This is a genomic window from Clostridium nigeriense, assembly GCF_050585265.1.
Taxonomy (GTDB): Bacteria; Bacillota; Clostridia; order Clostridiales; family Clostridiaceae; genus Clostridium; species Clostridium nigeriense_B.
Window position 1 is genome coordinate 26,785 of sequence record NZ_JBNOOE010000021.1, and the last position, 26,929, is coordinate 53,713.

Annotated in this window: 26 protein-coding genes; 5 read left to right on the top strand and 21 right to left on the bottom strand. The window is 27.8% G+C overall.

All coding sequences use genetic code 11. From position 1 onward, the window contains the following. Nucleotides 1-28 precede the first annotated feature (28 nt). From ACQPVP_RS14990 to ACQPVP_RS15005, 4 genes are all read right to left on the bottom strand, one after another. Complete coding sequence (locus ACQPVP_RS14990; RefSeq protein ID WP_430851279.1) at nucleotides 29-3,232, bottom strand: ligand-binding sensor domain-containing protein; 3,204 nt, start codon at nucleotides 3,230-3,232, stop codon at nucleotides 29-31. A 232-nt stretch (nucleotides 3,233-3,464) separates the two neighbouring features. Then, nucleotides 3,465-4,205 (bottom strand): NADPH-dependent oxidoreductase, encoded by a 741-nt coding sequence (locus ACQPVP_RS14995; RefSeq protein ID WP_430851280.1) that lies wholly within the window; start codon nucleotides 4,203-4,205, stop codon nucleotides 3,465-3,467. Between the two features lie 303 nt (nucleotides 4,206-4,508). After that, a complete protein-coding gene (locus ACQPVP_RS15000) occupies nucleotides 4,509-5,174 on the bottom strand; it encodes a nitroreductase family protein (RefSeq protein ID WP_430851281.1) in 666 nt (221 codons plus the stop codon). Between the two features lie 87 nt (nucleotides 5,175-5,261). After that, nucleotides 5,262-5,654, bottom strand: coding sequence for an ArsR/SmtB family transcription factor (locus ACQPVP_RS15005; protein WP_430851283.1), 393 nt, complete (start codon nucleotides 5,652-5,654; stop codon nucleotides 5,262-5,264). Nucleotides 5,655-6,171: 517 nt separating this feature from the next. Between ACQPVP_RS15005 and ACQPVP_RS15010 the strand changes: the two genes are divergently transcribed. The 3 genes from ACQPVP_RS15010 to ACQPVP_RS15020 are packed head-to-tail and all read left to right on the top strand — an operon-like array spanning nucleotide 6,172 to nucleotide 9,247. Then, on the top strand, nucleotides 6,172-7,260 hold the full coding sequence (locus ACQPVP_RS15010) for a FecCD family ABC transporter permease (RefSeq protein ID WP_430851285.1): 1,089 nt from the start codon (nucleotides 6,172-6,174) through the stop codon (nucleotides 7,258-7,260). Then, on the top strand, nucleotides 7,261-8,031 hold the full coding sequence (locus ACQPVP_RS15015; RefSeq protein ID WP_430851287.1) for an ABC transporter ATP-binding protein: 771 nt from the start codon (nucleotides 7,261-7,263) through the stop codon (nucleotides 8,029-8,031). Nucleotides 8,032-8,077: 46 nt separating this feature from the next. After that, nucleotides 8,078-9,247: an ABC transporter substrate-binding protein gene (locus tag ACQPVP_RS15020; RefSeq protein WP_430851289.1), complete on the top strand. Its 1,170-nt coding sequence runs from the start codon at nucleotides 8,078-8,080 to the stop codon at nucleotides 9,245-9,247. 186 nt (nucleotides 9,248-9,433) lie between these two features. On the opposite strand, the gene ACQPVP_RS15025 is transcribed toward ACQPVP_RS15020, so the two are convergent. From ACQPVP_RS15025 to ACQPVP_RS15045, 5 genes are all read right to left on the bottom strand, one after another. Continuing rightward, nucleotides 9,434-9,808 (bottom strand): FMN-binding protein, encoded by a 375-nt coding sequence (locus tag ACQPVP_RS15025; RefSeq protein WP_430851291.1) that lies wholly within the window; start codon nucleotides 9,806-9,808, stop codon nucleotides 9,434-9,436. 16 nt (nucleotides 9,809-9,824) lie between these two features. Beyond that, nucleotides 9,825-10,670 (bottom strand): N-acyl homoserine lactonase family protein, encoded by an 846-nt coding sequence (locus ACQPVP_RS15030; protein ID WP_430851293.1) that lies wholly within the window; start codon nucleotides 10,668-10,670, stop codon nucleotides 9,825-9,827. A gap of 80 nt (nucleotides 10,671-10,750) precedes the next feature. After that, nucleotides 10,751-11,038 (bottom strand): SDR family NAD(P)-dependent oxidoreductase, encoded by a 288-nt coding sequence (locus ACQPVP_RS15035; RefSeq protein WP_430851295.1) that lies wholly within the window; start codon nucleotides 11,036-11,038, stop codon nucleotides 10,751-10,753. A 109-nt stretch (nucleotides 11,039-11,147) separates the two neighbouring features. Then, on the bottom strand, nucleotides 11,148-11,726 hold the full coding sequence (locus ACQPVP_RS15040; RefSeq protein ID WP_430851297.1) for a TetR/AcrR family transcriptional regulator: 579 nt from the start codon (nucleotides 11,724-11,726) through the stop codon (nucleotides 11,148-11,150). A 39-nt stretch (nucleotides 11,727-11,765) separates the two neighbouring features. Beyond that, on the bottom strand, nucleotides 11,766-12,962 hold the full coding sequence (locus tag ACQPVP_RS15045) for an MFS transporter (protein ID WP_430851299.1): 1,197 nt from the start codon (nucleotides 12,960-12,962) through the stop codon (nucleotides 11,766-11,768). A gap of 606 nt (nucleotides 12,963-13,568) precedes the next feature. On the opposite strand from ACQPVP_RS15045, the gene ACQPVP_RS15050 reads away from it, so the two are divergent. Next, nucleotides 13,569-13,979: an LAGLIDADG family homing endonuclease gene (locus ACQPVP_RS15050; protein ID WP_430851301.1), complete on the top strand. Its 411-nt coding sequence runs from the start codon at nucleotides 13,569-13,571 to the stop codon at nucleotides 13,977-13,979. Nucleotides 13,980-14,085: 106 nt separating this feature from the next. On the opposite strand, the gene ACQPVP_RS15055 is transcribed toward ACQPVP_RS15050, so the two are convergent. The 12 genes from ACQPVP_RS15055 to ACQPVP_RS15110 form a co-directional block, all read right to left on the bottom strand. After that, entirely contained in the window at nucleotides 14,086-16,080 is a 1,995-nt protein-coding gene (locus tag ACQPVP_RS15055; RefSeq protein WP_430851303.1) for an AAA family ATPase, read from the bottom strand. Nucleotides 16,081-16,125: 45 nt separating this feature from the next. Beyond that, complete coding sequence (locus ACQPVP_RS15060; RefSeq protein ID WP_430851304.1) at nucleotides 16,126-17,274, bottom strand: YcjF family protein; 1,149 nt, start codon at nucleotides 17,272-17,274, stop codon at nucleotides 16,126-16,128. A 136-nt stretch (nucleotides 17,275-17,410) separates the two neighbouring features. Further along, the gene (locus ACQPVP_RS15065) at nucleotides 17,411-19,000 is read right to left on the bottom strand and encodes a recombinase family protein (RefSeq protein ID WP_430851306.1); all 1,590 of its coding nucleotides are present in this window, start codon (nucleotides 18,998-19,000) and stop codon (nucleotides 17,411-17,413) included. Between the two features lie 5 nt (nucleotides 19,001-19,005). After that, nucleotides 19,006-19,176 carry a hypothetical protein gene (locus tag ACQPVP_RS15070; protein WP_430851308.1) on the bottom strand — a complete coding sequence of 57 codons (171 nt, stop codon included), beginning with the start codon at nucleotides 19,174-19,176 and terminating at the stop codon, nucleotides 19,006-19,008. Nucleotides 19,177-19,242: 66 nt separating this feature from the next. Continuing rightward, nucleotides 19,243-20,976: a DUF927 domain-containing protein gene (locus tag ACQPVP_RS15075; protein WP_430851309.1), complete on the bottom strand. Its 1,734-nt coding sequence runs from the start codon at nucleotides 20,974-20,976 to the stop codon at nucleotides 19,243-19,245. Next, a complete protein-coding gene (locus ACQPVP_RS15080) occupies nucleotides 20,969-21,277 on the bottom strand; it encodes a hypothetical protein (RefSeq protein ID WP_430851311.1) in 309 nt (102 codons plus the stop codon). The genes ACQPVP_RS15075 and ACQPVP_RS15080 overlap by 8 nt, the downstream gene beginning before the upstream one ends. A 268-nt stretch (nucleotides 21,278-21,545) precedes the next feature. Next, nucleotides 21,546-22,871, bottom strand: a complete 1,326-nt coding sequence (locus tag ACQPVP_RS15085; protein WP_430851313.1) for a hypothetical protein — start codon at nucleotides 22,869-22,871, stop codon at nucleotides 21,546-21,548. A 136-nt stretch (nucleotides 22,872-23,007) separates the two neighbouring features. After that, nucleotides 23,008-23,601, bottom strand: coding sequence for a hypothetical protein (locus ACQPVP_RS15090; protein ID WP_430851315.1), 594 nt, complete (start codon nucleotides 23,599-23,601; stop codon nucleotides 23,008-23,010). 155 nt (nucleotides 23,602-23,756) lie between these two features. Further along, nucleotides 23,757-24,053 (bottom strand): DUF960 family protein, encoded by a 297-nt coding sequence (locus ACQPVP_RS15095; protein ID WP_430851317.1) that lies wholly within the window; start codon nucleotides 24,051-24,053, stop codon nucleotides 23,757-23,759. 1 nt (nucleotide 24,054) lies between these two features. Continuing rightward, nucleotides 24,055-24,513, bottom strand: a complete 459-nt coding sequence (locus ACQPVP_RS15100) for a JAB domain-containing protein (RefSeq protein WP_430851319.1) — start codon at nucleotides 24,511-24,513, stop codon at nucleotides 24,055-24,057. Nucleotides 24,514-24,646: 133 nt separating this feature from the next. Beyond that, nucleotides 24,647-24,943, bottom strand: a complete 297-nt coding sequence (locus ACQPVP_RS15105) for a hypothetical protein (protein ID WP_430851321.1) — start codon at nucleotides 24,941-24,943, stop codon at nucleotides 24,647-24,649. A 14-nt stretch (nucleotides 24,944-24,957) separates the two neighbouring features. Further along, nucleotides 24,958-25,293 (bottom strand): hypothetical protein, encoded by a 336-nt coding sequence (locus ACQPVP_RS15110; protein WP_430851323.1) that lies wholly within the window; start codon nucleotides 25,291-25,293, stop codon nucleotides 24,958-24,960. A 629-nt stretch (nucleotides 25,294-25,922) separates the two neighbouring features. Between ACQPVP_RS15110 and ACQPVP_RS15115 the strand changes: the two genes are divergently transcribed. Beyond that, nucleotides 25,923-26,828, top strand: coding sequence for a P63C domain-containing protein (locus ACQPVP_RS15115; RefSeq protein ID WP_430851325.1), 906 nt, complete (start codon nucleotides 25,923-25,925; stop codon nucleotides 26,826-26,828). Nucleotides 26,829-26,929 lie beyond the last annotated feature (101 nt).

Here is a 26,929-nt window from a genome sequence, read left to right on the forward strand (position 1 = left end):
TTCCCCTTAATATAAAATATTTTTCTTTTTACTTGTTAATAGGTAAGATAATAATAAATTCACTACCTTCTCCAATCTCACTAACTACACTAATATCTCCTCCATGAAGATTAATTAAATTTTTAGTTAACGTTAAGCCTAATCCACTTCCTCCAAGCTCTTCTGATGATCTACTATAAACTTGTCCAAATCTATCAAAAATACTATTATGATATTTTTCTTCGATTCCTACTCCAGTATCTTTAACACTTATCTTAACCTTATCTTTTAATTCACTAATAGTAACAATTATATTCCCTTCTGCTTCTGTAAATTTTATAGCATTACCTATTAAATTAACTATACATCTTTCTATATCTAGCTTATCACAACCTATAGTTAACTCCTCTATTTCAGGGTCAACTATAAGATCTATATTTTTTGATTTTGCAAGTTCAACCATAGATAGTGCTGTATCTTCTACAAGGCTTACTATATCAGCCTCTTCTATATTTAATTTATAGGAACCTGAATCTATTTTAGAAGTATCAATAATATTATTTATTAAATTTAAAAGACGCTTTGAATTTCCACCTAGGGTATTCATATATTCTTCCATTTTATCATTCTCTATCTGTTTTCCCGATTTAATTAAAGATTTTATTAGTTGCTCTATAGATAAAATAACATTTAATGGTGTTCTTAGCTCATGAGATAGGTTAACAAAGTAATTATTCTTATATTTTTCTGCTTGGATAAGCATTTTATATAAACTTTCATTTTCATTTAGCTTAACATTTAATTGATGAGTTCTTTGTTTTGCTAAAGCGTCTAATATCTTCATTTGATTATAAAAGTAATATACCATCGTTACCAGCATAACTATGTATATAAAATATGCCAATGGAGTTTTCCAAATTGAATTTTTCACTGTAATATCTATACTTGATATATCAGACCAAACCCCATTATAATTTCTTCCTGATATAAGCATTTTATATTTTCCTGGTGGAAGACTTGCATATCTTGCATAATTCTCGCTTCCTGCAAATACCCACTCGTTATCCATTCCTTCTAATTTATAAGTATATTGCATCTGACTTATATTTTTATACTCTGGTATGAAAAATTTTACATATAACTCCCTTGAATTATAATCTAAAACAATATTATCATGTACTTTAACCTCAACTCCACCGCTTGTTTTTATACTATCTACTATTACATCACTTGTTTCAATATTTAGTTTAATATTTGATGGATTGAATTTTGTTAGTCCATTTACTCCACCAAAATAAATTTCACCTTTTTTATTTTGGTGATATGAAAAGCCATTAAACTCATTAGTTGCAAGGCCATCAGCTTCATAATATCTCACGAACTTATCATTAGCTTGGTCATACATAGATACACCGTAATTAGTACTAGCCCAGATATTATCATTATCATCTACAAGTACTCCGTAAATAAAATTATTAGATAATCCATCGGTATATGTATATACTGTGAACTTATCTTCTTCCTTGTTAAGCTTACTTAGTCCATCTTGAGTTCCCACCCATAAGTTCCCCTTGCTATCTTCTGTAATAGACCTAACAGTATTATTACTTAAAGAGTTCTCATTATTATTATCATATAAGTAATTCTTAACTTCTCCAGTTTCTCTATTATACTTTACTAGTCCCCCATCATTTCCAAGTCCAAACCACATTATTCCTTGGGAATCTTCATAAATAGCACTAATAGTTTTTTCATAAATTCCATTTGATTCTAGAACATGATTATATGAAGTAAATTTACTTTTCCTATCAAATGTAGATATTCCCCCTCTAGTTCCTATCCATAGCAATCCATCTTTATCTATATACAATACTCTTATTTCACTATTTACTATACTATTTTCATCATCAGATTTTTTATATACAGTAAAATTTCCTGTACTTTTATCATATTTATTTAACCCATTATCTGTAGCTATCCAGATTTCATTTTCTATTCCAGTTACATCTTTTATTCTATTGCTACTTAATGAGTTTTCATTGCTAACATCATTATAAAATCTTCTGATTTTGCCGCTAGCTGTATCTATTCTATTTATACCCGAATTAAAGGTTCCAACCCACACCATGCCTTCATCATCTTCATATATTCCACATACACTGCTGCTACTTAATGAATTATCATCTTCTAGTTCATTTCTATATACTTTAAAATCATTATTAATATAAAATTTACTTACTCCTCCAAAGGTTCCTATCCACATTACTCCTAATCTATCTTGATATAAACTAATTACATTATTATCACAAAGACTATTTTTGCTTGCATTGCTTGTATATGTATAGAAAGTTTCATCACTTTCATCAAAGGTTGCTAGCCCTTGGTCAGTAGCTAGCCATATGTTACCATCCTTATCTCTAATTATATCTCTTATAAGGTTACTAGGTATAGATTGCTTGTTATCTGCATCATGAGTATATTTCTTTATGCTATAATCCTCTAAATCCATAACATTTAATCCACCTACTTTAGTACCAATCCACAACTTTTTTTCACTATAATAAATAGAAAAAATATTATTTTCACTAATTGTATTTTCATCATCTTCATCATGATAAAAAGCTTTTACTGTGTCTGTATCATGATTGTATTTAAATAACCCCTCCATGGTTGCAATCCAAATATTGCCTTCATCGTCTTCAGCAAAATCCTGAAGGCCTTTATTATCTAAATACTCTTCTGCTACCTTAATAAACTTATCATTTTCCCTATCATATAGATTAAGCCCATTTATACTGCAAACCCAAAGTCTTCCCTTTGAATCTATCATAAGTTCATCAACAACAGTATTAGAATAGAGTTTGTCCTCATTCGAAACTAAATACCTAGTTATCTTTCCATTAATTAAATTCATCTTATTTAGTCCGCCATCAGTGCCTATCCATAAGTTTTTATCATCATCTTCTACTATAGAGCTAACCATATTATTGCTAAGGCTAGTATCATCATTTTTAATATTTTTATATACCTTAAACTCATTCCCATTATATCTATTCAATCCATCATTAGTAGCTACCCATATATACCCATTGCTATCTTGATATATATACTCTACTAAAGATTGAGACAAATTATCATCTATAGTTAAATTTTGAAAATTTATATTGTTATCTTTTATGGCAAAAGCATCATAACTAAACAAACATATAAACATAAATAAAAAAATTGTACTCTTTTTTATAATTCTTTTCATTTTTCACCTTACTTTAAAATATTAATATTCACGTATTATAAGAAATTCACACAAAATAATCATTCTATATCTTATAATAGTTTCTACTTAATTTCAATTATATTAAAGAGTTCTTAACACAAAAAAAGAAGTAAATATGTTATATTAGTTGCTCCATGTTGCTCTCCAAGTTACCCTAATATAACATATTTACTTCTACATACTAAAAATAATACTTCCTAATTCTTCAGAATTATTTTGTTTTTAATCCTTGTTTAGCAATAGCATCTTTAACCTTTGGATAATAAACTGATTGATAAACTCTTGAAGTAACAGTACTCCAGTTTGTTTCTTGTTCAGATCTTCCAATTTCCTTTAAATAGCTATCCATTTGCTCATCGTAAGTATTAATTGAATCTTCAACAGCTTTTATATCATAACTTTCGCTATGTTTAAAACTATCAAAAGGTACTCTAGGCTTTTTATGTGATTCATCTGCTGGATATCCAACTACTAAACCTACCATTGGAAAAGTATATTTAGGTAATTCCAATAGCTCTATAACTTCTTCTGGATTTTTTCTGATACCACCTATAGGTACTGTGCCAAGTCCAAGTGATTCAGCAGCAACAACAGAAGCTCCTAAAGCTATACCAACATCTACAGATCCTGCAAGAATACCTTCTATATCTTCATGAATTACTTGCTTAAGACCAGTTTTTTCACCTGCAAGATAAGTTCTATAAAAATCCATAACAAATACTAAGAATACTGGAGCCTTTGCAACATATTCTTGATTTCCAACAAGCTCTGCTAATTTTTCTTTCTTCTTTTTATCTCTTACAACTATAACAGATGTCTGTTGTCCATTTATTGAGTTAGGCATAGCTTGAACACTTTTGATAATTTCATCTATTAATTCATCTGAAACATCTTTGTCTAAATATTCTCTTATTGACCTATGATTTTTCATTGTATCTATTGTATTATTCATAAATAATCACCCTTCTTTTATGATTTAGTCATAGCATTTCATAGAAAACTTAATACTAATCTAACAAACCCTACTACTAATCATTATTTTTACATATATATAAATAGAACTATTAATAAAAGTCTCTGCATTAAATTTAAGATTTAAACAAATTTGATTTTATTCAATTAAATTTAACTTAATTAAATTCTACTCTCTTAAATTTCAATTGTCAATATCTACTTTATATGAAGGTTATAAATCAATTAGAAATTATTATTTATCTGTATCCTCATGAAATGTCTCTTACCATATTTTTTTCTATTATGCCCACATAAAATTATCTTTTCCTGCTCCTATTTCAAAATGTAACTTAACTATTCCTAAATCCAATTTGCTATAAAATGCAGGCAATGATTTAATACTTACCTTATTTCCTTCTAAACTAATTTGAAACTTCTGCTGATTCATAGCTGTAGGTGCAAGCATTGCTGCTTCCATACCATTTTTAAACCATTCTGGCATATCTCCATTTATTTTAGAAAGCTGATCCATTGACTTACTTTTATGTGCAACCCCTTGATTTTCTCCATAACCTAAAGCTATTACACAACACAATTTTTCTCCTTTTTCGATACTGCACATTGTATTAACTTTGCTAAAAGTAAGTGCTACCCAACATGTATTCAATCCTAATTGTGTTGCTTTAAGCACTATCTTTTCTCCATAATATCCACATCTTTCATTAAATTCGTTCCCCTTTTTCCCTACAATAGCAATATAATTTTTAACATTGCTAAATTTCCCATAATGAGCCATAAGGCTATCAAATGCCTTTGGTTCTTCTGTACATAATTGAATATTTAAATCTCCTTCCCTATTACACTCATCAATAACTTCCAATAACTCTTTTTTAATATTCTCATCAATCTTCTTATCAGTAAACTTACGAACTGAATGACGATTTTTAATTGCTTCAATAATATCCATTATTAATTCCTCCAAACTTTTAATATGTATTTGTTATATTAATTTACAATACTGAGTTTTACATATATATGTACTTTATTTATCTTTTTAAATGAACTCATTCTCAGATTCTATTTCAATTTGACTTTTATTGCAGTCTCTTTCTGATATGTCTTCAACGACTTCATTTATTTTATTGAATAGATTTCTTATTTGATTCCATATAGTTTCATCGGCACTTACATAATAATAATTTTTAGTTCCTTCTCTATACATATTTATTATTCCAGCTTCCTTTAATATCTGTAAATGGTGTGAAACTGCCGGCCTTGAAAGATGTGTTTTTTCTGTTATCTCTCCAACTCTTATGCCATGAACTTCACTCTCAAGTAATGCTACTATAATCTGTTGTCTTGTTTCATCTCCCAAAGCTATAAATGCCTTCTTGCATGCTTTTAACTCTTTTGCTAGCTCAATTCGCCTCTTATAACAATTTTCCATCAATCAGCCTCTCCTTTTATGCATTTTTTATAAATATTTCATAAGCTATTTTAAACACTATATTTCTATAAAATAATAGTACTTTCTTTAACTTTTGGATCATGTGTAGCAAATATTCCTATACACTCCTTTTTATATGCCATATTTCTAACCCATTTTAAAATTTGTTTATTAGTTTATACCCTTAAACAATTATATCACTATATTTTTTATAAAATTTAATGGTAAAGAAAATAGATACCATTGTTTTTACTTCTAAAATTATCTACTAAAAATTTAAATATTTTCTGCTACTTATAATCTATATTTGAGCAATAAAAAATACCTACTTACTTATGCTTTGATTTATTATTAATTCTAAATATTTTAAGTTATTTATCATATCCTACTATTAATAATTTTTCTATTGACTAACTATTCTAATCATTGTAGTATTATTAAGTGATTTTATTGATAATGATTATCGTTGTCTTTTAAATATGAATTATTCAAAAATATAGTTTGGAAAGGAGATAAAATGAACCAAAGAAAAATTATAAAAATCGGAAAACAAAATTCACCAAATATTATGAAATATAGAGGTTTCTATAATACTATGGTGAGAGGAAAAATAATTATCGCACTTTTAATACTAATTATCTTAGCAGGATTATTAATATTAGATATTTCAACAGGACCTGCAAGTATTTCATTTAGTAAAGTGTTTTCAACTATTTTTTATCCACAGCAGCAATCTGAACAAATTATTCAGATTGTGTGGAAAATAAGATTGCCTATAGCCATAATGGCAGTTTTAGTAGGAGCCTCCTTAGGAATTGCAGGAGCAGAAATGCAAACTATATTAGATAATCCTTTAGCTAGTCCTTACACATTAGGAATTTCATCAGCCGCTTCTTTTGGAGCAGCACTTGGAATACTTATGGAAGGAAAATCAATAATTCCAGTAAGTGAGTTTCTTATAATTCCAGTGAATGCTTTTATATTTTCAATGATTGCATGCTTTTTTGTTTATTCTATAGCTAAACTTAAAAGTGGTGCTTCAAGCACAATTGTATTAGCAGGAGTAGCCATTAATCTTTTATTTAATTCATTAGTTTCGTTTTTACAATATTCTGCAGCGGATACACAGCTTTCATCTATTGTATTTTGGATGTTTGGAAGTTTACAAAGTGCTACATGGACAAAAGTCTTAATTTTAGTTGTAGTTCTATGCTTAACAGTTCCTATATTTGTTATAGATTCATGGAAACTTACAGCATTAAAACTTGGTGATACTAGAGCAAAAGGGATGGGTATTGATGTTGAAAAACTTAGATTAAAAACTTTGATACTTATATCAATTATTACAGCTGTATCAGTCTGTTTTGTAGGAACAATCGGATTTATTGGACTTGCAGCTCCGCATATTGCCCGTTCTTTTGTTGGGGAAGATCAAAGATTTTATTTGCCTACATCAGCATTAGCTGGAGCATTAATACTATCTTTTTCATCTGTATTAAGCAAGAATTTAATACCTGGAACAATCTTTCCGGTAGGAATTACAACATCATTCATAGGAATTCCATTCTTACTATCTATTATCTTAAGAGAAAGGAAAGTGTACTAGATGAATTTAGAAATAAAAGATTTAAGTATAGGTTACGGCAACAAAACTATATTATCAAATGTTAATTTAGTTTTTAAGCCTAAGATTATAGCAGTTATAGGCCCAAATGGAGCAGGAAAATCAACACTTATAAAAGCAATAGCTGGTATTAACAAAGTAAAAAATGGAACTATTAGTTTTAATAATAGAAAAATTGATAAGAACTATAAAGAATTTTACTCAAAATACCTTGGATATTTTCCTCAGTTTTTACCTACAAATTCTGCCCTAACAGTATTTGAAGTTATATTGCTTGGTATGATTGATTCATTATCACTTAGAATTAGCGATGAAGAACTAGTAAAAGTAATGTCTATAATGGAAAAACTTAATATAGATGGGTTAGCAAAAAAACGCATGACTGAGCTAAGTGGTGGTCAACAACAAATGGTTTCCTTAGCTCAAGCAATTATTAAGGATCCTAAGGTTTTACTTTTAGATGAGCCACTTAATAATCTTGATATATATAGGCAATTTGAAATATTAGATATTATCAAAAAACTAACTTATGAAAATGAAATCATTACAGTAATCGCAATTCACGATTTAAACTTAGCTGCTAGATATGCAGATGAAATTATAGTTATTCATGATGGAACGGTATATAGCAAAGGAAATCCTAAAGAAGTGCTGACTAAGGAACTGCTTAGAGATGTATACAATGTAGAGGCTGAAATAACTATAGACAGTAATAATATACCATCAGTTAATCCAATAGGAATGGTAAAATAAAGCTGTCGCATAATAAAAAATTAAGAATTAATAAGGAGAAAATCAAATGATAAAAAGGAAAAAAAGTATTTTTAAAATATGTACTATTCTACTGACAAGTTCATTATTATTAAGTGGATGTTCAAATAATATTAATGGTAACAATAGTTCAAAAATTGAAAATGATACAATTACAATTACTGATTCAGTGGGAAGAGAAGTTACTTTAGAAAAAGCTATTGATAGAATTGTACTTGTTAGAAGCAGAGATATTTTTGAAATAGAAGTTCTACTTGGTAATGAAATGCCAGATAAAATTGTAGGTTGGAGTGATGATTTACAAACAAATGATGCTGACACATACAAAAAGGTAATAGAAACATTTCCAGAAATGGAATCTATACCTAGTATAGGTAATAATGCTAATGATACTATAAGCACAGAAGCTATTTTAGCATTAGAACCAGATTTAGTATTAATGAACGCTTCTATGGCACAAGGACATTTTGATTATGTAGAAAAATTAGAAGAAGCAAATTTACCTATTGTATATTTAGATTCAGTAAGTAATCCATTATCATCACCACAAGAAAGCTTAGCAATTTTAGGTGAAATTTTAGGTAAGCAAGATAAAGCAAATGAAGTAATAGAATATATGAATAAACAAGTTGATACTGTTATGTCTCGTTTAGAAAATGTAGAGGAAGGCAGTGTAAGTACATATATAGAAATTGGTAATGGTGGACCTTCAAAGATTGCTAATACTTTTGGTAGTGCACCAGAAACACCAGATAAGTTCACAAGCTGGGGTGTTATTTTAGACGCATTGAAAGTTAATAATATTGCCAAAGGAGTCAGCAAATCATCTCCTTTGAATTCAGAATATATTCTAGAACAAGATCCAGATGTAATAGTAATAACAGGCCAAGGTTGGGAAAAATCTGGAACAATGGAAATGGGTTATTATGCTGATGCAGATAAATCACAAGAAATATTAAAATCTTTCACTACTCGTACAGGATGGAATACTCTTTCAGCAGTGAAAAATAATGAGGTTTATAGTCTTTATCATGGCTTCCCACCACATGTATTTGCATTTGCTGGTATTCAAGGACTTGCTAAAGCATATTATCCAGATATATTTGAAGATCTAAATCCAAGTGAGAACTTAAAAGAATTCTATGAAAAATTCATGCCAGAAGATTTTTCAGGAGAATGGTTCTTAAAACTTCAATAGTTATATGATTAAATTATTGCTGAATTATAGTTTAGAACTAGTAATTCAGCAATTTGTTTTATAATTGTTTGAAAAACAGTAGTTAGTTTTGTTTTTACACAAAACTAACTACTGTCCCGATATCACAGCTAAGTGAACTCTTCATTTCTTTATTTAAGCTATTAAAAAATTCATAAAACATTACGACTACTTAGAAGCCTTTTCTAAACATCTTGCCACTGCATCCTTGATTCCATCTGAGGTAACCGTAGCACCTGATACTCCATCTACTTCTATAGACTGTGATTTTATTATTTCATCAGGCAACTCTTTAATTGCTACACCACCTCTATTTGGTGTCTCATTGTTATCCCCTATTATAATAGAATTAATCATTCCATCAACTATTTCTACTGTCACATCAAATATACCCTTTTTCCCTTTTGCTGTCTCTTTATAGGTCCCATCATTCCACTTACCAACTTCTAAAATATCATAGTTTGTAACTGCTTCTTTTTTTTCACAACCTATTAGCATTACAATAAATGCTAGGATAAGCACAATAAACCTTATTTTTTTCATAACATATCCCCTTTATCTATAATAAAATAGTATGTGGAATCACATCTGGGTCATGATTTGCTAGTGATTCCAAACAGTTTTTATCCATACTTTGTTCACGTATCCATTCTAATGATTTTTTCTGATTTTTCTTATCTAATGAAATTCCAGAGGTAATCATTTTTTTCCATGACTTTTCTGCATATCCTCCATCAGAGAATAATAATACATATTTCCCTTGCTCATTTTTTATTTTTACAGCAAATAGTCCATCTGCATGACCTGGTATATTTATAAGTTCTATACTACCATCACCAAATAAATCATAGGATTGTTCTACCGGTCCTTCAGTATCATTCCATTTAAATTCAGTAAGATTAACATCCTTCCACCATTTGCTTTTATAACGTACTAGTGAGTGTTTTTTTGCGCATACAACTTCATCTGATGATACTAGAATTTTCTTTGCATCCTTTACTAATGAAAGTCCATTAGCATGGTCACAATCTAAATGTGTTAGTAATACATAATCCAAATCAGATGCTTTTAACCCTAGTTTGTTTAGTTGTTCATCTATTGCTGCTCCTTTTTCTATTCTTCCTTGATTCACCAAATAAAGTAATCTTGAACCAAGAGATTTAATTTGAGCAGATTTATCAAATGTTCCATTTGGACTCATATCTCTATTCCATCCACAATCAACTAGTATTTTTGCCTTTGGATGTTCAATTAAATATACAGAAACAGGTAACCATAAACGTTCTTCCCTTTTACCAAATATACCAGATGCTTTTACTAAATTACAATGTTCTCCTCCAAAGGGTAAATCCGGTGATACACAAACTTCACCTGTATGTAAAACATGAATTTTTATTTTATCCATTCTCTAATTCTCCTAAATTTATTTTCCATTAATTATTCCAGCAAATTTTCTAACTATACTGCGTGGTAATATTCTTGACATTATATTAGATACATTTGTAAATAAACTATGATAAACAACCATTTTTCCTCTTTAACTTTTTTATATAATTCATTTGCAGCATCTTTTTTAGATAAATCTATCCCAAATACTCTAACAATTATTTTATACTTAGATTCGAGTTCTAATTTTATATGCTTCAATTTATCTATATTTCGGGCAACTAAAATTAAATTATGATGTTCCTTTGCAAATATTCTTGCAAACTCATATCCAATTCCACCTGATGCTCCAGTTATAAGTGTATACTTTATATCAATATTCTCCATCTATAATATCCTCTCTCCAATATTCTTTCTCTTTATGATATTATTTTATTTTATATACCTTCTATTTTCTGCTACAAAAAAGAGCAAAGTGTCTAAACTTTGCTCTTTTTTAAGACTCTATTGATTTTAAAGTCTGGGATACTACCTTATCTAAACTATTAAGATTGACTTCATATGGATTGGTCAGCCAAAAAGTATATGCTGCAATTACTTCTGATGCCACCATTTCCAAAATCAGATGACAATTATTATTATTACGCAATGGATATTCTCTCTCTAATAGATGATACTTAATAGCATCTTTCCATTTTCTAATAAATCTATTATTTATATTTGCAATTAAGAATGCATAAAATAAATTCTTATGTTTTTGTACATAATCAATTGTTTCCTGATAATATATCAAATATACTTCGGATTTTATTTCTGGGTTCATCAAATATTGATTTAAGTTTATCAAGTTAAAAATATGATAATTTTCCACATCTTCTACCAGTTCATCTATATTCTGATAATATACATAAAATGTACTCCTAGCTATATTAGATACCTGAATTAATTCCTTAACACTAATTTTATAAATGGGTTTCCTTTTCCATAACTGGATTATCCCATCGAATAATGCTTCTTGTGCGGCAGTGATTTTTCCAGCTTTTAATTCATTAATTGATGAATAGGGGTTTCTCATAGTAACACTCTTCTCCAGTTTTCTTTAATAATCTATTATTTAATTATTTGCAATAACTTTATCATATCTTATTTTTGTAAAAATAGCACAAGCTATTCCTACAACAAATATTATCATAATAAAATAAAACACATGCAAAATATCATAATATTTTAAAATTATTCCTGTTAATGCTGGAACAACTGCTGATGCTATCCCACCAGCTGTAGAAACCATTCCCATTGTTGCACCTTTATTTTTCCAAAAAAGTTCCCCCATTGTTGTTTGTGCCATTTGTAATACTCCGGCTGATGATAGCCCTATTAAAGTAAAGCCTATTGTTGTAACTAATTCTGTTCTTATTAGTAATACTAATGCAAGTGAGATTATTCCTATTATTGGATATATAACTAGTACCAATACTGGCTTTACTGTCTTTTGTAAAAGTTTTGCTAATATAAAAACTGAAACAAGAGACCCTATACTATAGTATGTTATTAATTTTAAAGAATTCACTTGACTCATTCCTAAAATATTTTGACCATAAGTTGGCATCCATATTTGAAATGCAGTATATATAGCATTAGATGTAAATCCTATTATTATAATAGCTAGTCCCTCTTTTTTTAATACTGGTTCTGAAATGAATTTTTTTTCATTTAATATTTTTCCATCTTCAGATACTTCTGCTTGGTTTGCTTTAGGAAATTTTCTAGTAAACAAAAATAAACCATTTATAAGATACATTAATGCAATTAAGAAAAACGTATTTCCATAAAACATGTTTCTATTCACAAAAAATGCTATTATTATTGGTAACATTATACCACCAATTGCTATAAAAGCCTTTATTATAACAGTTGCTGTTCCTGGAGTTTTAGGAAAACATTCCATTAAGGACGGATAACTTGAAGAATCAACGAAGGCATGTGATAATCCTGCAAATACAGATAATACTACAGCCATTCTATAGTCATGTACAAAAGGTATACCAATTAAAAAAATTATTTCAAATATTGGAGACAAACATAAAATCTTTTTTCTTCCAAATTTATCTGATAATCTTCCACTAATATATACTGTCGCTGAACGTACTAGACCTTCTATTGAAATTAAAAAAGTAATCCCTGCTACATCTGTATTCAATTGTTTTGTTACAAATTCCATGTTTGATGAAAGCAAAATAAGAACCATACCCAACATAAAATAACTTATGTATATTCCTAGTCCAGTTGTGAAATATTTATTTCTAAACATAGTAACACTCCCCTTAAATGTCTATTTCAAAATTCTCTATAAATTGTATATGTTAATTTGATTTACAACTCCAGGATTATTTTTAATTAAACTTTGTCTTTTTTTTAACATTATTATATGTAAAATTATATCAAATTTTATAGTATTCAACTATAGAAATATAAACTTAATTTATAAATTAAATTTATAAATTAATATTTCTATAGCATTATATTTACTAATAATAAGCCTTCTATCTTTTCTACTTCTTCTGATTCTATATTGTTGTATTTCTGGATTATAAATTTCATTATTAATGCTTTGCAGGAGGTATGAGATCATGCAAAGTACAGTGATTTTTCCGGTTTTTAATTCATTAATTTATGAATAGGAGTTTTTCATAACAACATATCTTCTCCAGTTTTCTTTAATCGTCTATTATTTAATTCCTATTCCTTCTGATAAAGATATAGAAGAATCTTTTTCTTTTTAAAATATACTTATACTTTCTTATCTTTTAATTTCTAATCTTAAATAAGTATATAAAATATATTCATTCAAAATATTGCTAATTAAATCTCTTAATTTAGTAAATAATAGTATTAAAATATGTAAAGGAGTATATCTATGACTAAAACAGAAAAAGCATATATTGCTGGAATTATTGATGGTGAAGGCAGTATAATGTTACAAAGACTACATAAAAATGAATTTCAATCCCCTTGTGTTTCAGTTGCTTCAACTTCATTAGAATTATTAACTTGGATTAAGAAAACTATAGAGAAAGGAATGATTGTTTCTAAAAAAAATTATAATCCAGAAATCCATAAAGATTGTTATAGCTACATATTAAGACGAAATGATGCAATTAATCTTATAGAAGAAATATATCCTTATCTAGTAATTGACTCCAAGAAAAACCGAGCTAAATTAATAATAGAAAAATACAAGGCCTTGACTCCAAGAAATGGAAGATATACACCTGAAATGATAAAGGCAAAAGAAGATTTTTATAATCAATTTATATCTATAAAGTAAAATACAATGGCCAGCCCTTGATATTCAAAGGTTTTACCATTGTACCCTTACGTTAGTTCTTATTTGGTGGAGGCGAAGCATGACCTTTAAAATCCACCACTGTCTTTTAAATACTTTCTATTTCTTTTATTATGTTAAATACTGCTTCAAATAAAGTATAACCCACTTTAGCAAATTCACCTTTTTCATTAACAATATTATCTACAAATCTTGTCTTAGACATCGCGTAGTTTATATCATTTTCCTCATCAATATTGAAAATTTTCTCTCCCGATGAACCTTCAATAATGTTAATTTTATCTTTGCCACATATTTTAGGTTTTTCACACATTAATCTTATGTCATCCCTTATACTAATTCCATGCGAATTGAAATCATTACCCATAAATAATCTTCTCTCTATTCCATCCATAAATTTCTCTGAAATCTTTATTTCTTCATCTAAGTAATAATGTTCTATACAAATATCTGGTGTTTTCTCTCTATGCGGTGGTATCGGCAATTGAAATGAATAAACATTATTTCCCCAATCCTTAAACCTAGTTCCTTCTTGTGATAATTTTTTTGATGTAACAGTATCTCTATCACCTATAAAAATTATTTTTCTTTTTTGTGGCATTCTAGAATAATACTCACACATAGATACTAGTCTACTATCTCCCATATCAAGCTTTAACTCCCCGGATTTTGAATTTTTATCTTCAAACTCTAAAAACTCTATTTCTAAGTCATGATAACTATCACTATAAATATCATCCTGCTTTATCTTTTCCAATGCTCTCTTCAAATGTTTCCAATCAGTACATCCCTCTGTAACAATCAATGTTTTACCGACTTTTTTGTCTATTTCTCCTTGTATTTCCTCTTTATACTTTCTTGTTTCTTTATAATAGTTATATGATCTTTTAAACTCTGAAAATTCTTCAGTGCTTATCTTTTCTCCATCTGGCATATTTATTATATTAAATCCATTATATCCATATATGTCTTTCATTCCCATAATAAATAATGGAGAATGTGATGTAATTATAAATTGAACTTTTGGAAATTTATTTATTAATCTAGGTAATATTTCATTTTGAACTGTTGAATGAAGATGTAACTCTATTTCATCAATTATTACTATCCCTTCTATTTCATCTAATTTAATACTTTTATTAATATCACTATAATCTGAATATCGTATTATAGTCGAAAAAATATTAAATAATGCTGCTTCACCTGTAGATAATGAATTTAAAGTTGGTATAATAACTCTATTTTCTTTAATGTCTATAACATTAAATCTTGAATCTCTTGAGTTCCTCCAATTTAATCCAAATTTAACTTTCTTCCTTAAAATTTCCGATAATATATCTTCTGTATTGCTCCTTGCTATTTTAAGTAATTTTATATCTTGTAAATTCTGTTCAACATTCCATACTCCATTGTTATTTTCATATACATCCGGTCTAGAATCTACAATAATATCTAAAAGCCAATTTACATTTTCTTCAGCTACATCTTTAATAACTATTGGCTTATTTAGTTCTCTTGCTATTTTACTTTTCATATTAAGCTCTTCTTTTAAAACTACATTTTTATTAATCCAATAAGGTTGTTGATATCTGTCTGGTGGAAAGTAACAAATAGATTTATCAGCAAATTCTCTCTCAAAATATTTCTCATTATTGGTTACATTCTTAAATATTGTTTTTTCACTCCATAAAGAGTCTATATTATATTTGTTATTTAATATACCTAAACAATCTTCTTTTGATATATTACCAACTTTTTCAAGATAAAAATTTTCCTCATCATTTTTCCCTTTAAACCTTAAAAAGCTAATAGAATTACTTTCACCAATTCTTATATTATTAGATGAACATACTTTAAAAAACGGACTTTTTCCTGCTTTATCAATCTTAACAATATCATCGTAAGACTGTTTACTAAATTCAAACAATGAATCTACTATTGTTCCTATTAATGTTGATTTTCCAGATCCATTTTCTCCAACTAATATAATCGGTTTAGGATTTCCATTTTCTTCAAATTCTAATTCTAAATCTATATTATCTATTGGTCCGACATTTTTAATTACAATATTATTTAAATACATCTTCGTATCCTCTCATTTTAAATAAAAATATATATTTTATCAGCATTACCCTCTAGATAAAATAAGCTCTTTTTTATAAGCTTCTTTCATTTTCTCTTTTATAGTTTCTGTGCTCACTTCATTCCCTTTGTTTTCTTCTTCGACAATATACTTTAGTACGCTTATATAAGCTAGACCTAATGCTATCGTCATCATAGATGCTACTGAAGCACTTATTGCTCCACCAGCTACACTTCCTATTCCTGGAACAAATTTCAATAAGTTAGAAACTAATGTTTTTCCTCCTAATGTAGTTCCTGACACTCCAGCAACAGAACTTATAATAGCTGTTAAAACAGCTTTTTCTACTGGCAATCCAAAGATAGCAGTAACATGCGCAAGCATTGATAATTGCGCTCCTACTAACAATGGAGCATCTGAAAATGGTATAGGTGATGCCCCTATTGCACCTGTTGTAGCTGCATATCCAGTAACCCATTTTCTAGCTGCACTAACCTTTTTATCTAAACTAACCTTTTGTGCATTATTGAACGCCTTTCTAACACCATCTGGTAAAACCTCTAAAGTTACTTCAACTAGCTTATCTAATCCATATGAAGGTATTATTACAACTTCATCATCCTCATCATCTTCATCCCTATCTTCATATTTCTCTGCTAATACAGGTACTATAGCACTACAATTCAAATTAAGATTTTCAATCTCTTTTCTAAATTCCCTTGCATCTTTTTTAGGAAATCCCTTTGTTAGAACTACTATAACTGGAACTTTTTTAGCAATATCATTAATCCACTCAATATCAGTTTCTTCACATCTTTTCACTGATCCATCAATACAATACCAACACGCATGTATAAGCTCTGACTTACTGTCATTCTTTATGCATAAGTCATTACATCTATCTATTTCATCTAAAATTTCTTTTTTTATTTCAGCTTGTACTGTTTCACTTAACTCTAACCCTTTTGTATCATATAAGTTAACCGGTACTCCTTCTTTGCTAATTTTCTTTAAATGTTGAGTAACTGGTCTGCCAGTTCCTGTTTCAGCCATTTCAGCTCTAAAAACACTATTAATTAATGTACTTTTTCCTGCTCCTGTTTTTCCAACAATAAGTATATTTGTTTTATCCATATTGTTCAGTTCCTTTTCTATTTTATTAAAAGCTTCTGTAAAAACATTAAAATCTTCCATTTTATATCCTCTCTTTAATACCCCTTATGTTAAATTTACTAAAATATAAATTTCTTCATTATTATATATCTTTTTACATTTTTATTCAATTATTATAATTTTTAACCATTATATCTTTAGATTCGTATCTTATTAGTTAACTTACTTTTATATAAAAACTTTGACTATACCTTTCATATAACTCATATTTTCTTATTTTACTAACTACCTCTATTCCTCCAGTGTTTTTGAATAAAGAAAAAGACACATTGAAAATTACTTCAATGTGTTCCTTATAAACTACAACTTCTTTTACAAAGTCTTGTATAAACTTTTTACACTCTGGAATATTCCTAGTCATAACATACCCACTAAAATTATTTAATAACTTTCTTACATCCTCTTCTGTTATTCGCTCTTCTATTTCATTAGATTTTATTTGAGCTTGTCTAAACTCCAGTTCTGATTTCCTTTCCTTGAGCTCGTCTATTTTTCTCTTAAATTCCTCTTGCATGAATCCACTTGCTATTGCTGTTACTATATTATCTATTTGAGCTTCTATATCTTTTAATTCTTTAACTATAACCTCTCTTTTTTCATCATTAACCTTATTTTTATTTTTCAAATTATTATTAATACCTTCAACTAAATACTGTATTGATTTATCATTAAATATTTTTCTCTCCAGCTCTGATAAAACATATTCTTCAATATATTCTTTTCTTATCTCCTTATTATCACAAACTTTTGAGCTTGTTACTCTTCTATAAGAACACCTATAGGAAACATATAATGGCTTATTCTTAGAAGTCCTTCTATTTCCATGATAATGCTTTCCACAACATCCACATCTAATTAACCCTGCAAGTAAATAATTTTCTTTAGCTTTATTTGTACCTGGAGCTTTTCTTCTAGAATTCATTACTATTTGTGCTTGTTCAAAAACTTCCTTAGAAATAATTTGAGGCATACCTCCTTCAACCTTAACTATTTCACTTTCATCTTTGTAAGAATGGCTATTCCTCTTTCCAAACGCATCTTTCTTAGCACTTCTATTATAAATATATACTCCAGTATACTTTTCATTTGCTAAAACACTTTGAATACTATTACTCCTAAAGATAGATCCTAACTTGGTTTTATAACCTCTTTCATTAAGTTCATCTACCATTTGACTTTGAGTATATCCTGATATATACATATCAAAAATTAATCTTACACTTTCCGCCTCCTTCTCATTAATAACATACCTCTTTTCCCCGTTAACATCATATCCTAATGGTGGCTTCCCCCCATTGTGAAGACATTTATAGCTATTCTCCATTAATCCTTTCATAGTTTCCCTAGCAAGATTCTTCGAATAATACTCTGCCATCCCTTCAATAACTGACTCTAAGATAACACTTTCTGGACTATCATTAAGTTGCTCTGTAACACTTACTAGCTTAACCCCACATTGTTTTAACTTTCTTTTATATAACGCACTATCATATTTATCACGTGAAAATCTATCTAATTTGTGAACAATCACAACATCAAACAGTCCATTCTCTGCATCTTTAATCATTTTAAGAAACTCAACTCTTTTACTACTATTAGTACCTGACTTTGCTCTATCAGCATAGGTAGCAACTATTTCATATCCATTTTGTTCTGCAAATTCTTGTGTTGCTCTTAATTGTGCATCTATAGATTCCTCTCTTTGATTATTACTGGAAAATCGCCCATAAAAGGCTGCTTTAGCCATAAAACTCACCTCTTCTTATCATCTTCATACTTCAGAGTAAGAATACCAACTAAAGCTTTATATCTATCTACTATTTCTATTTTTTTATCATCCTCAATAATTTCTATACTGTCCCTAGTATAATTTCTTTCATATAATTTTTGTCTTGATATAGTAGTTTTAGCATATTGCTTCATTGGTATTCCTCCTGCCCATCATTAATATAATATATATTTAGTAAATTCCCTTAATCTTCATAGAAACTAATCTAGATACTGCCTCTTAATATGAAGCAACCTTAATCTTGTGGTTGTTCTATCTTCATTTTTAATAGTCTTCTTAGGTAAGTTATTTTTATCTTCAACCTTTATAATAGCTTCATCTGCTAATTGCTTTAATAATGCTCTTATAGGAAGTTGAAAATATACTCCAGCTTTACTTAATTTAATTTTAACTAAACCATAAATTGTATTGGAATTGAAATAATAGTATTCTGAATCACAATACCCCTCTATAGCTTTATATTTGTTACCTATAACCTCTCCACTATCTAAATCTTTTATTGTAATAGACTGACTTGTAAGTAAGTTTTTAATTGTATCTAAAAATAGCTCTATAGGATTATCAGCTTTAGTAAGTTCATCTTTAACTTTTATTAATTCTAAAAATTCCTCTCTTGCTTCTTCCAATGCTAAACCAGCTTCCTCTTCTTTAACTACCCCTATACTACCAAAAAATTGATACATTAAATCTAATGCTACCAATAACCAAGCAACTGCTTCATAACTTCTCCCATGTGTCTCTACTGCATTTTTTCTAATATCATCTAACCAAACTTTATAGTTTGAATTTAAAGTATCTACAAAGTCTTCACAATTACTATTTACCTCCTTTTCAATCCATAAAATATATTCTCTCATACTTATACCAAGTAAATCAGTATGTTCTTGAGCCTCTGTTAACTTATTCAAATTAACACTATCTTTATTTAACCCAATTGGAATTAATCTTGCTACTGTTGAATTTCCCGGAACAGTTGATTCACCAGTTATTAACATCATTCCTCTAGGTACAAATTGAGTTTGACTTTCCATTGTCACTGTTAATCTTCCTCTTGATGTTCTATCCCCATATGCTCTTACAACTTTTTCAGCACTAGTATTTATATTTTGAGTTTCTTTATAACTCTGTTGTGGACAAAAATCATCTAGTAGCAGTAAAGAATCCTTTAGTTTGTATGCTTTTCTCTCTATAGAAGCATAAGTATCATTAAAACTTGCTGGAACTCCACTATTAAAGTTTCCAAAATGAGATAAAAATAATTTAGCTATTGTAGTCTTATGAGTTCCTGTAAATCCATATAGCCACACAACAAACTCTGGCAATTTAGATTTTTGTCCAATGAACTCTAATAACGGGCATAAATATACTAAACTCAAAAGTACATATGCTATTCTTTTTTCTACAACTCCTAATAATGCTAAAACCTGCTTTACAGCAACTTCTACGTATCCATCTTCCCTTGGAAATGTATACTTTCTAAAGTTATCTTCAATGTTAACCTTAATACCCCCATCCCCCAATGAGCCATTATAATCTAGGTACTTATACTGCCCATCACTTTGCTTTATCCAACCTATATTGCTATACTCTTGAACTGTTTCTACATGTCTAAACAATTTCTTTATTATTAGCAAAAATTCTTTTTCTTTTCCTGGATATACTATTGCATCCATACCAAGACAAGACGGTATCCACTTTAAATTTGACATATCCAATGCTGGAAGCTTGATATTATCAATTTGTTTATTATCATCTATAATAACTAAAAGTTCTATATATACCTCATCCTGCATTTCCCTCTTTACCCTTATTTGCTTTTTAGGAATAGGTATAATATTCGCAATAGGATCATTCTTAGAATTAACTATTTCCCCCATTGGGTTTATTCTATAATTTTCCTTTAACAAAATAGTCTCAACTTGATTTCTATTCATTTTCAATTACCTCGTAACTTGCTGGAGTAGTTGTAATTTCTATAAATCCAAATTTTTCATTAGTCTCTTCTTCAAATAAAAATTGGTTTAATTGCTTTATCAAATCAATACATGCTTGATAGTTACCTTTTGCAACTAAAGCTATAAATATCTCTACATTTTGTCCAACGTCTTTACATTCTTGTATTTCTAACTTACACATTTCCATCTCACCAAATTTTTGAAGACTTTTGAATATCCTTAAATTCTTAGCTACTACCTTTGCATTTACTAATATCTTTGTTTCTTTTCTTTTAATCATTAATATATCATCCTTTCATTTGTGCCCGTATTGCCCTTATTTTTTTATTAATAAATATAATTTTAAAAATTACTCCAATAGATTTTTATTAATTATTAATTTACTTTCTTGGGCTTTACGGGCTTTTTGATATTTGTTGCTTACTACATCTTTATCTTAACTTAAATTAAAAAAATCTATATCAAGCAAATGTAAACCTTTGCTAAAGTTTTTTATAAAAAAAATAAGAAAATATTCAATATAATATAAATATTTTCTTATTTTTAATTTATTTTAAATTAGATTTTTTTAAATCATCAACAATTTTTTCTTTATGATATTTATTTAGTTCATGTATTATCCTACTATATAATTTAACATCCTCACTAGTATAGTCTTTCTTTATTTTATAATTATTTTTAAAATCTCTTCTTGTACCATTTTCATTATATATTTTCTTAAATTCTTCAATATCACTTTCTTCAAAAAGCCCTAAATATGTAATATCTTCTCCTAGTTTTTTTAATCTTTCTTTTATAGCCAAAACTAATTTTTTATTATTTACCTGATTTTTTTCATAATATTCAATTCCATTTTCAATATATTCTATATTTGCAAGATCCCAGCTAATTACATCTAATATTTTTTTTATACTTTTCTTTATTAAATCCATAATAATAACTGATTCTGATTCAAATTGCTTAATAGAATAATTTGACGTTTTATCTATTGCATTACATAACTTATCGGCTAAGCTCTCTCTTATAGTTAATACTGGATTAGGTGTTAAATAATATATTGAATAAATAATATACTTTATCTTTTCTTCATTAGTAGCTAATTTGCCTATATTTTTAAATATAACTTTTCTTAGTTCGTACTCCTGTCTTTTTTCCAACTTATAATAATAAATATTTTTAAATTCTTCTTCCATATTCTCTATATCAGTATTTAATAATGTATATAATTCATTATAATTCTTATCAGTCATTATATCGGTTTTATTATTTCTAATCTTTTTGTAAGCCTTCTCTGCTTCTTTAGCTTTTTCTATGTTATCCAATTTAGCTCTCCACATAATATTTAATACTTTCATTTCTTTAATACTATGTATTTTTATTTTTTTACCTTCATAATTCTTCCTCTTAGATATTTTTATTCCTGCTAATTTTAATACTTCTTTGTCAATAGTTGCATTAGAAAAATCTGTTGTTAACTTCTCATAAAATTTTACAAAATCATCACATCCATCTAATATCTTTGGATTATTATAAATCTCATCATAATCCATTTCTTCAATATCCTCTTCTAAAAATTCATATATTCTTGCAGCTGTTTGTTTTAAGTTTACTTCTCCTGTTTTATAAACTTTTAAATATGCTATAATATAGAACTTTAAAAACTTCTCTATCTCCTTAAAATACCCTTTATCAATATAACCATTATACTGAACTTCATTGTACCTTCGCATACCTTCAATATATTTGTATATATTCCTACATCTAAAATGATTTTCTTCATTTAAAAAATTATCAAACTTGAAAAAGTCTAGTACTCTTACATTGTTAGTCTGTGCTTCTATATATTTTTGTAACTCTTCTTTTTCTATTTTCATATCTATAATTCTCCTTAAAAGTTTCAAAAAAATATTTTATTAGGTAGTATAGGTGGATGCTAGTTTTAAAACTCCCATCCCCCCTTATCCCCTAAATATTATAACTTTAAATTTTATGAAAATATATTTATATTTCCTAATTATTAATATGTGCGTAATAGTATTCTTGTCCATCTTCAGATGTGAACATTACCTCTGGCTCTATACCTAATACCTCTTCATATTCATCATAATTAGTAACTATTTCTCTTGCTACCTCTTCAATGGTTATCCCTTCCAAAAAGTAATCTATAATAGTATCTTTATCAAATAACCTATCTATTTCATATGGTGAACTAAGTATTCCATCAATTTCATCACTAACATATTCTCTTAGATCTTGTAACTTGGAATACATAATAATATCATCAAATTTTGAATATCCTCTATACTCTATTTCCTCATATATTGATTTTGCTTCTATTATATTAATTTCTTTTATATTATCTTTTATAAAGAAATATAATTGAATTACATTACTATCAATTTCACCTCCCAACTCATCTATTAAATTTATAGTTACATCTAAATTACTCATTAAAATTGATTTTATTTCTTTATTATCCACCCTTTCAACTAAAATTTCTAACTTCTCTATTGTTTCTTTATTAATATTATTATATTTTTGAATCAACTTTGTTAAATCTTTCATAAAAAACTTACTTAAAATATTTGATTCACATTCTAACACAACTGCCTCACCTTTCTTATCTGAAAAATTTATAATATATATACTTATTTTTTATTAGTTTCAATCCCTGCTGCTATTACAGTTAATACTGTTCCTAAAATCTTAATTATATTTACTAAATCCATATCTTTTTCTCCTCAACTTTCCTTATTTAATTAATATTCATCTGATAGTAACAATTTACTGTACTCTACTGAATCTATTGCATATATTTTAACTTGACCTTGAAAATCTAATTCCTCTGCATTAACTCTAATGTTTGACTTATAGGTTGGCACTTCTTGTGTATGTTCTACATCAATAACATTTCCAACTCTACTCAACTTAAAAACTTGTAAATAATCCTTTTCTATTTTTAAATCATCAACTAAATTCCATAACAATATTTGTAATGATAAATCTATTTTTTCATTTACTCCTCTTGTTATATATCTATTTTCTTTAGCAAACATACTAAATATCTCCTCTCTCTTTAAAACTGTAATAAGTACTATTTGAACCAACAATAATATGATCAATAAGATCTATACCCAATATTTTTCCAGATTCTTTTAGTCTTTCTGTTATATTAATATCCTCCTTACTAGGCGTAACATCTCCAGAAGGATGATTATGATAAATTATTATTGACGCTGAATTACTTAATATAGCAACCTTAAACACTTCTCTTGGATGTACTATAGAAGAATTTAAACTTCCTATACTAACTGTATTAATAGATGTTGGTTGATTCTTATTATCTAAACAAACCAGTATAAGTTTTTCTCTATCACTATCTATTAAAAACTCTTTTCCTAATTCAAAAGCATCCTTAGGATTTGAAACTTTTCTTGGTTCATACAAAATTGAACCTTCCTTTATAAGCTTTACCGATACTAAATTAACTCTTTTTGATACCTTTTTACTTTCCATATATTTTCTTAACTTCCTCATTAATTTTAATTTTAAATTTACCCTTTTTAATAATTCCAACACATAGTAAATATCTCATAAATCCTCCTAAAATAATAAAGACGTAATTATCATTAATACTAATAATTACGTCTTACTTTTCATTAATCAAACTCTTTAATTGTGTTATAAACTTCTTACTAAATAAGTTATCTTCTATAGCTTTCTTTAATAGCTGTAGAAACAATTCTTCTTGAAGATCTAGTGGTCTTACTAATAACTTCATACCATATCGCTGTTGATCTTTATAAACACTAAATCTTAACTCCTCTCTATTTCCCTGTGGTTTAACTATAATTTTTTCTAATGCATAAGTATACTCTTCATCAGCAATTATACTTTGTGAAATTAATGAACAATACTTAGTTTCCTTAATAGATTTCTTTGCCACCTCTCCACCTCCTACTATTCTACTAGAATATCAATTAACTCTTTAGTAGTAACTACAACTATTGCATAATCTGAAGACAAAATAAAAAGAGATAAACAATACTGCTTACCTCCTTCGCATTCAATATCATCAACATATTCTGCAATAATATCTTTTAATATATTTTCTTTTACTTCACTAACATCATCCTTAGTTTCTAGTACTAATACATATCCACCTAAATCTGTATCAATATTTCTTTCTGCTCCATAGCTATCATCTAAGATATTTAGTTGATCTTCAATAGCACTTATTACATTAACTTCTACATCCATTCCAATTAAGTCACTTATTTTACTAATCTTTCTCATTGATATTACCTCCTTCTATATTAACCTACAAAAATTATCTAGTATAGATATCCTTTCATTATAATAATATATATTTTAAATTTTACTTGATACAAAATTAAATATTTTATAAAATGACCTATTTTAAAACAGAAATATTTTATTATTATATGCTAAAATATTTTATATGATAGATGTTAGTAATATATATAATCTTTTTCCAACTGAAACCTTATACGGAGAATATCTATATAAAATAAGGCTCTCAAAGATACTTTCTTGCCCTTATTGTTATTCTAATAGAATTACAAAATATAAATCTATTTTCCATTGTAATTTATGTAATAGTAAATTCTCTATCACAACTAATACAATTATGCATAAGAGTAAATTAGATTACAGAAAATGGCTTGTTTCTATCTACTTATTTATATTTGATGAAAATATTAGTTATAGGAGGTTATCAAAAATTATTAATGTTAATAAGAATACAGCTTATGATATTTTAAAAAAGCTTACTTATCTATATAGCAACTTTAAAATTGATATCATTAAACTAACTAACACAACTCTTTCTGATGAAGAGATATTAAGTAATATTCTGCTTATTAAAATTAAATAAAATACTAATAAAAAGGGATGGTGTAACTTTGGAAACATTTGAAGATCAAATATTAAAAGCCACGCACTTCGGAATAATAAAAATTGGCGAAAAAGAATTAAATTGTGCTGTTTTAGAAAACGGTTCTAGAATTATTAGTAAAAGTACCGTTTTTAAAGCATTTGGTAGAACGAAACGAGGAAGAAAAAAAGATGAAATACGCGTTCCTTCAAAACCTAATCTTCCTAGCTTTATAGATGCAAAAAACCTTTCTATATATATAACTCCTGAACTAGAAGATATGTTAATTAACCCTATTAAATATAAAACAAAAAATGGTAGAATTGTTGAAGGTTTTTCAGCTGAAATAATTCCCCTTCTTTGTGATGTATATCTACAAGCAAGAATTGATGGTGTACTTACCACTCAACAACAAAGTTTAGCATTGGCCAGTGAAATACTAGTACGAAGTTTATCCAAAATAGGTATTGTTGCTTTAGTCGATGAAGCTACTGGTTATCAATACGAAAGAGATCGTGATGAACTTCAAAAAATACTATCACTATATATCTCTAAAGAGTTATTACCTTGGACAAAACGATTTCCTGATGAGTTTTACAAGCAAATGTTTAGACTTAAAAATTGGACTTATCCTAGACCTAATTCAAAGAGACCTGGTATTGTTGGTACTTATACAAATAAATATGTATATGATTTATTACCTCCTGGTGTAAAAGATGAGCTACAGAAAGTCAATCCTACAATTAAACCTGGTCAAAGAAAGTATAAACACCATCAATTTTTAACTGAAGATATTGGAAATGATCATTTAAAAAATCATTTACTAAAAGTAATCACATTAATGCAAGCTTCTAAAGATTGGAAAGATTTTAATATCCTTTTTAATAGAGCTTTTAATTTACCTGAACAAATAGAGATTGATTATGAAGATTAAAATATTAATTAATAAATAAGGGCAAAAGAGTCTGTCAATATTTTTGTGTAAACTTTAGAAAATTTAGTTTTATTTTATAGGTTGGAGAGTTTAATATAACA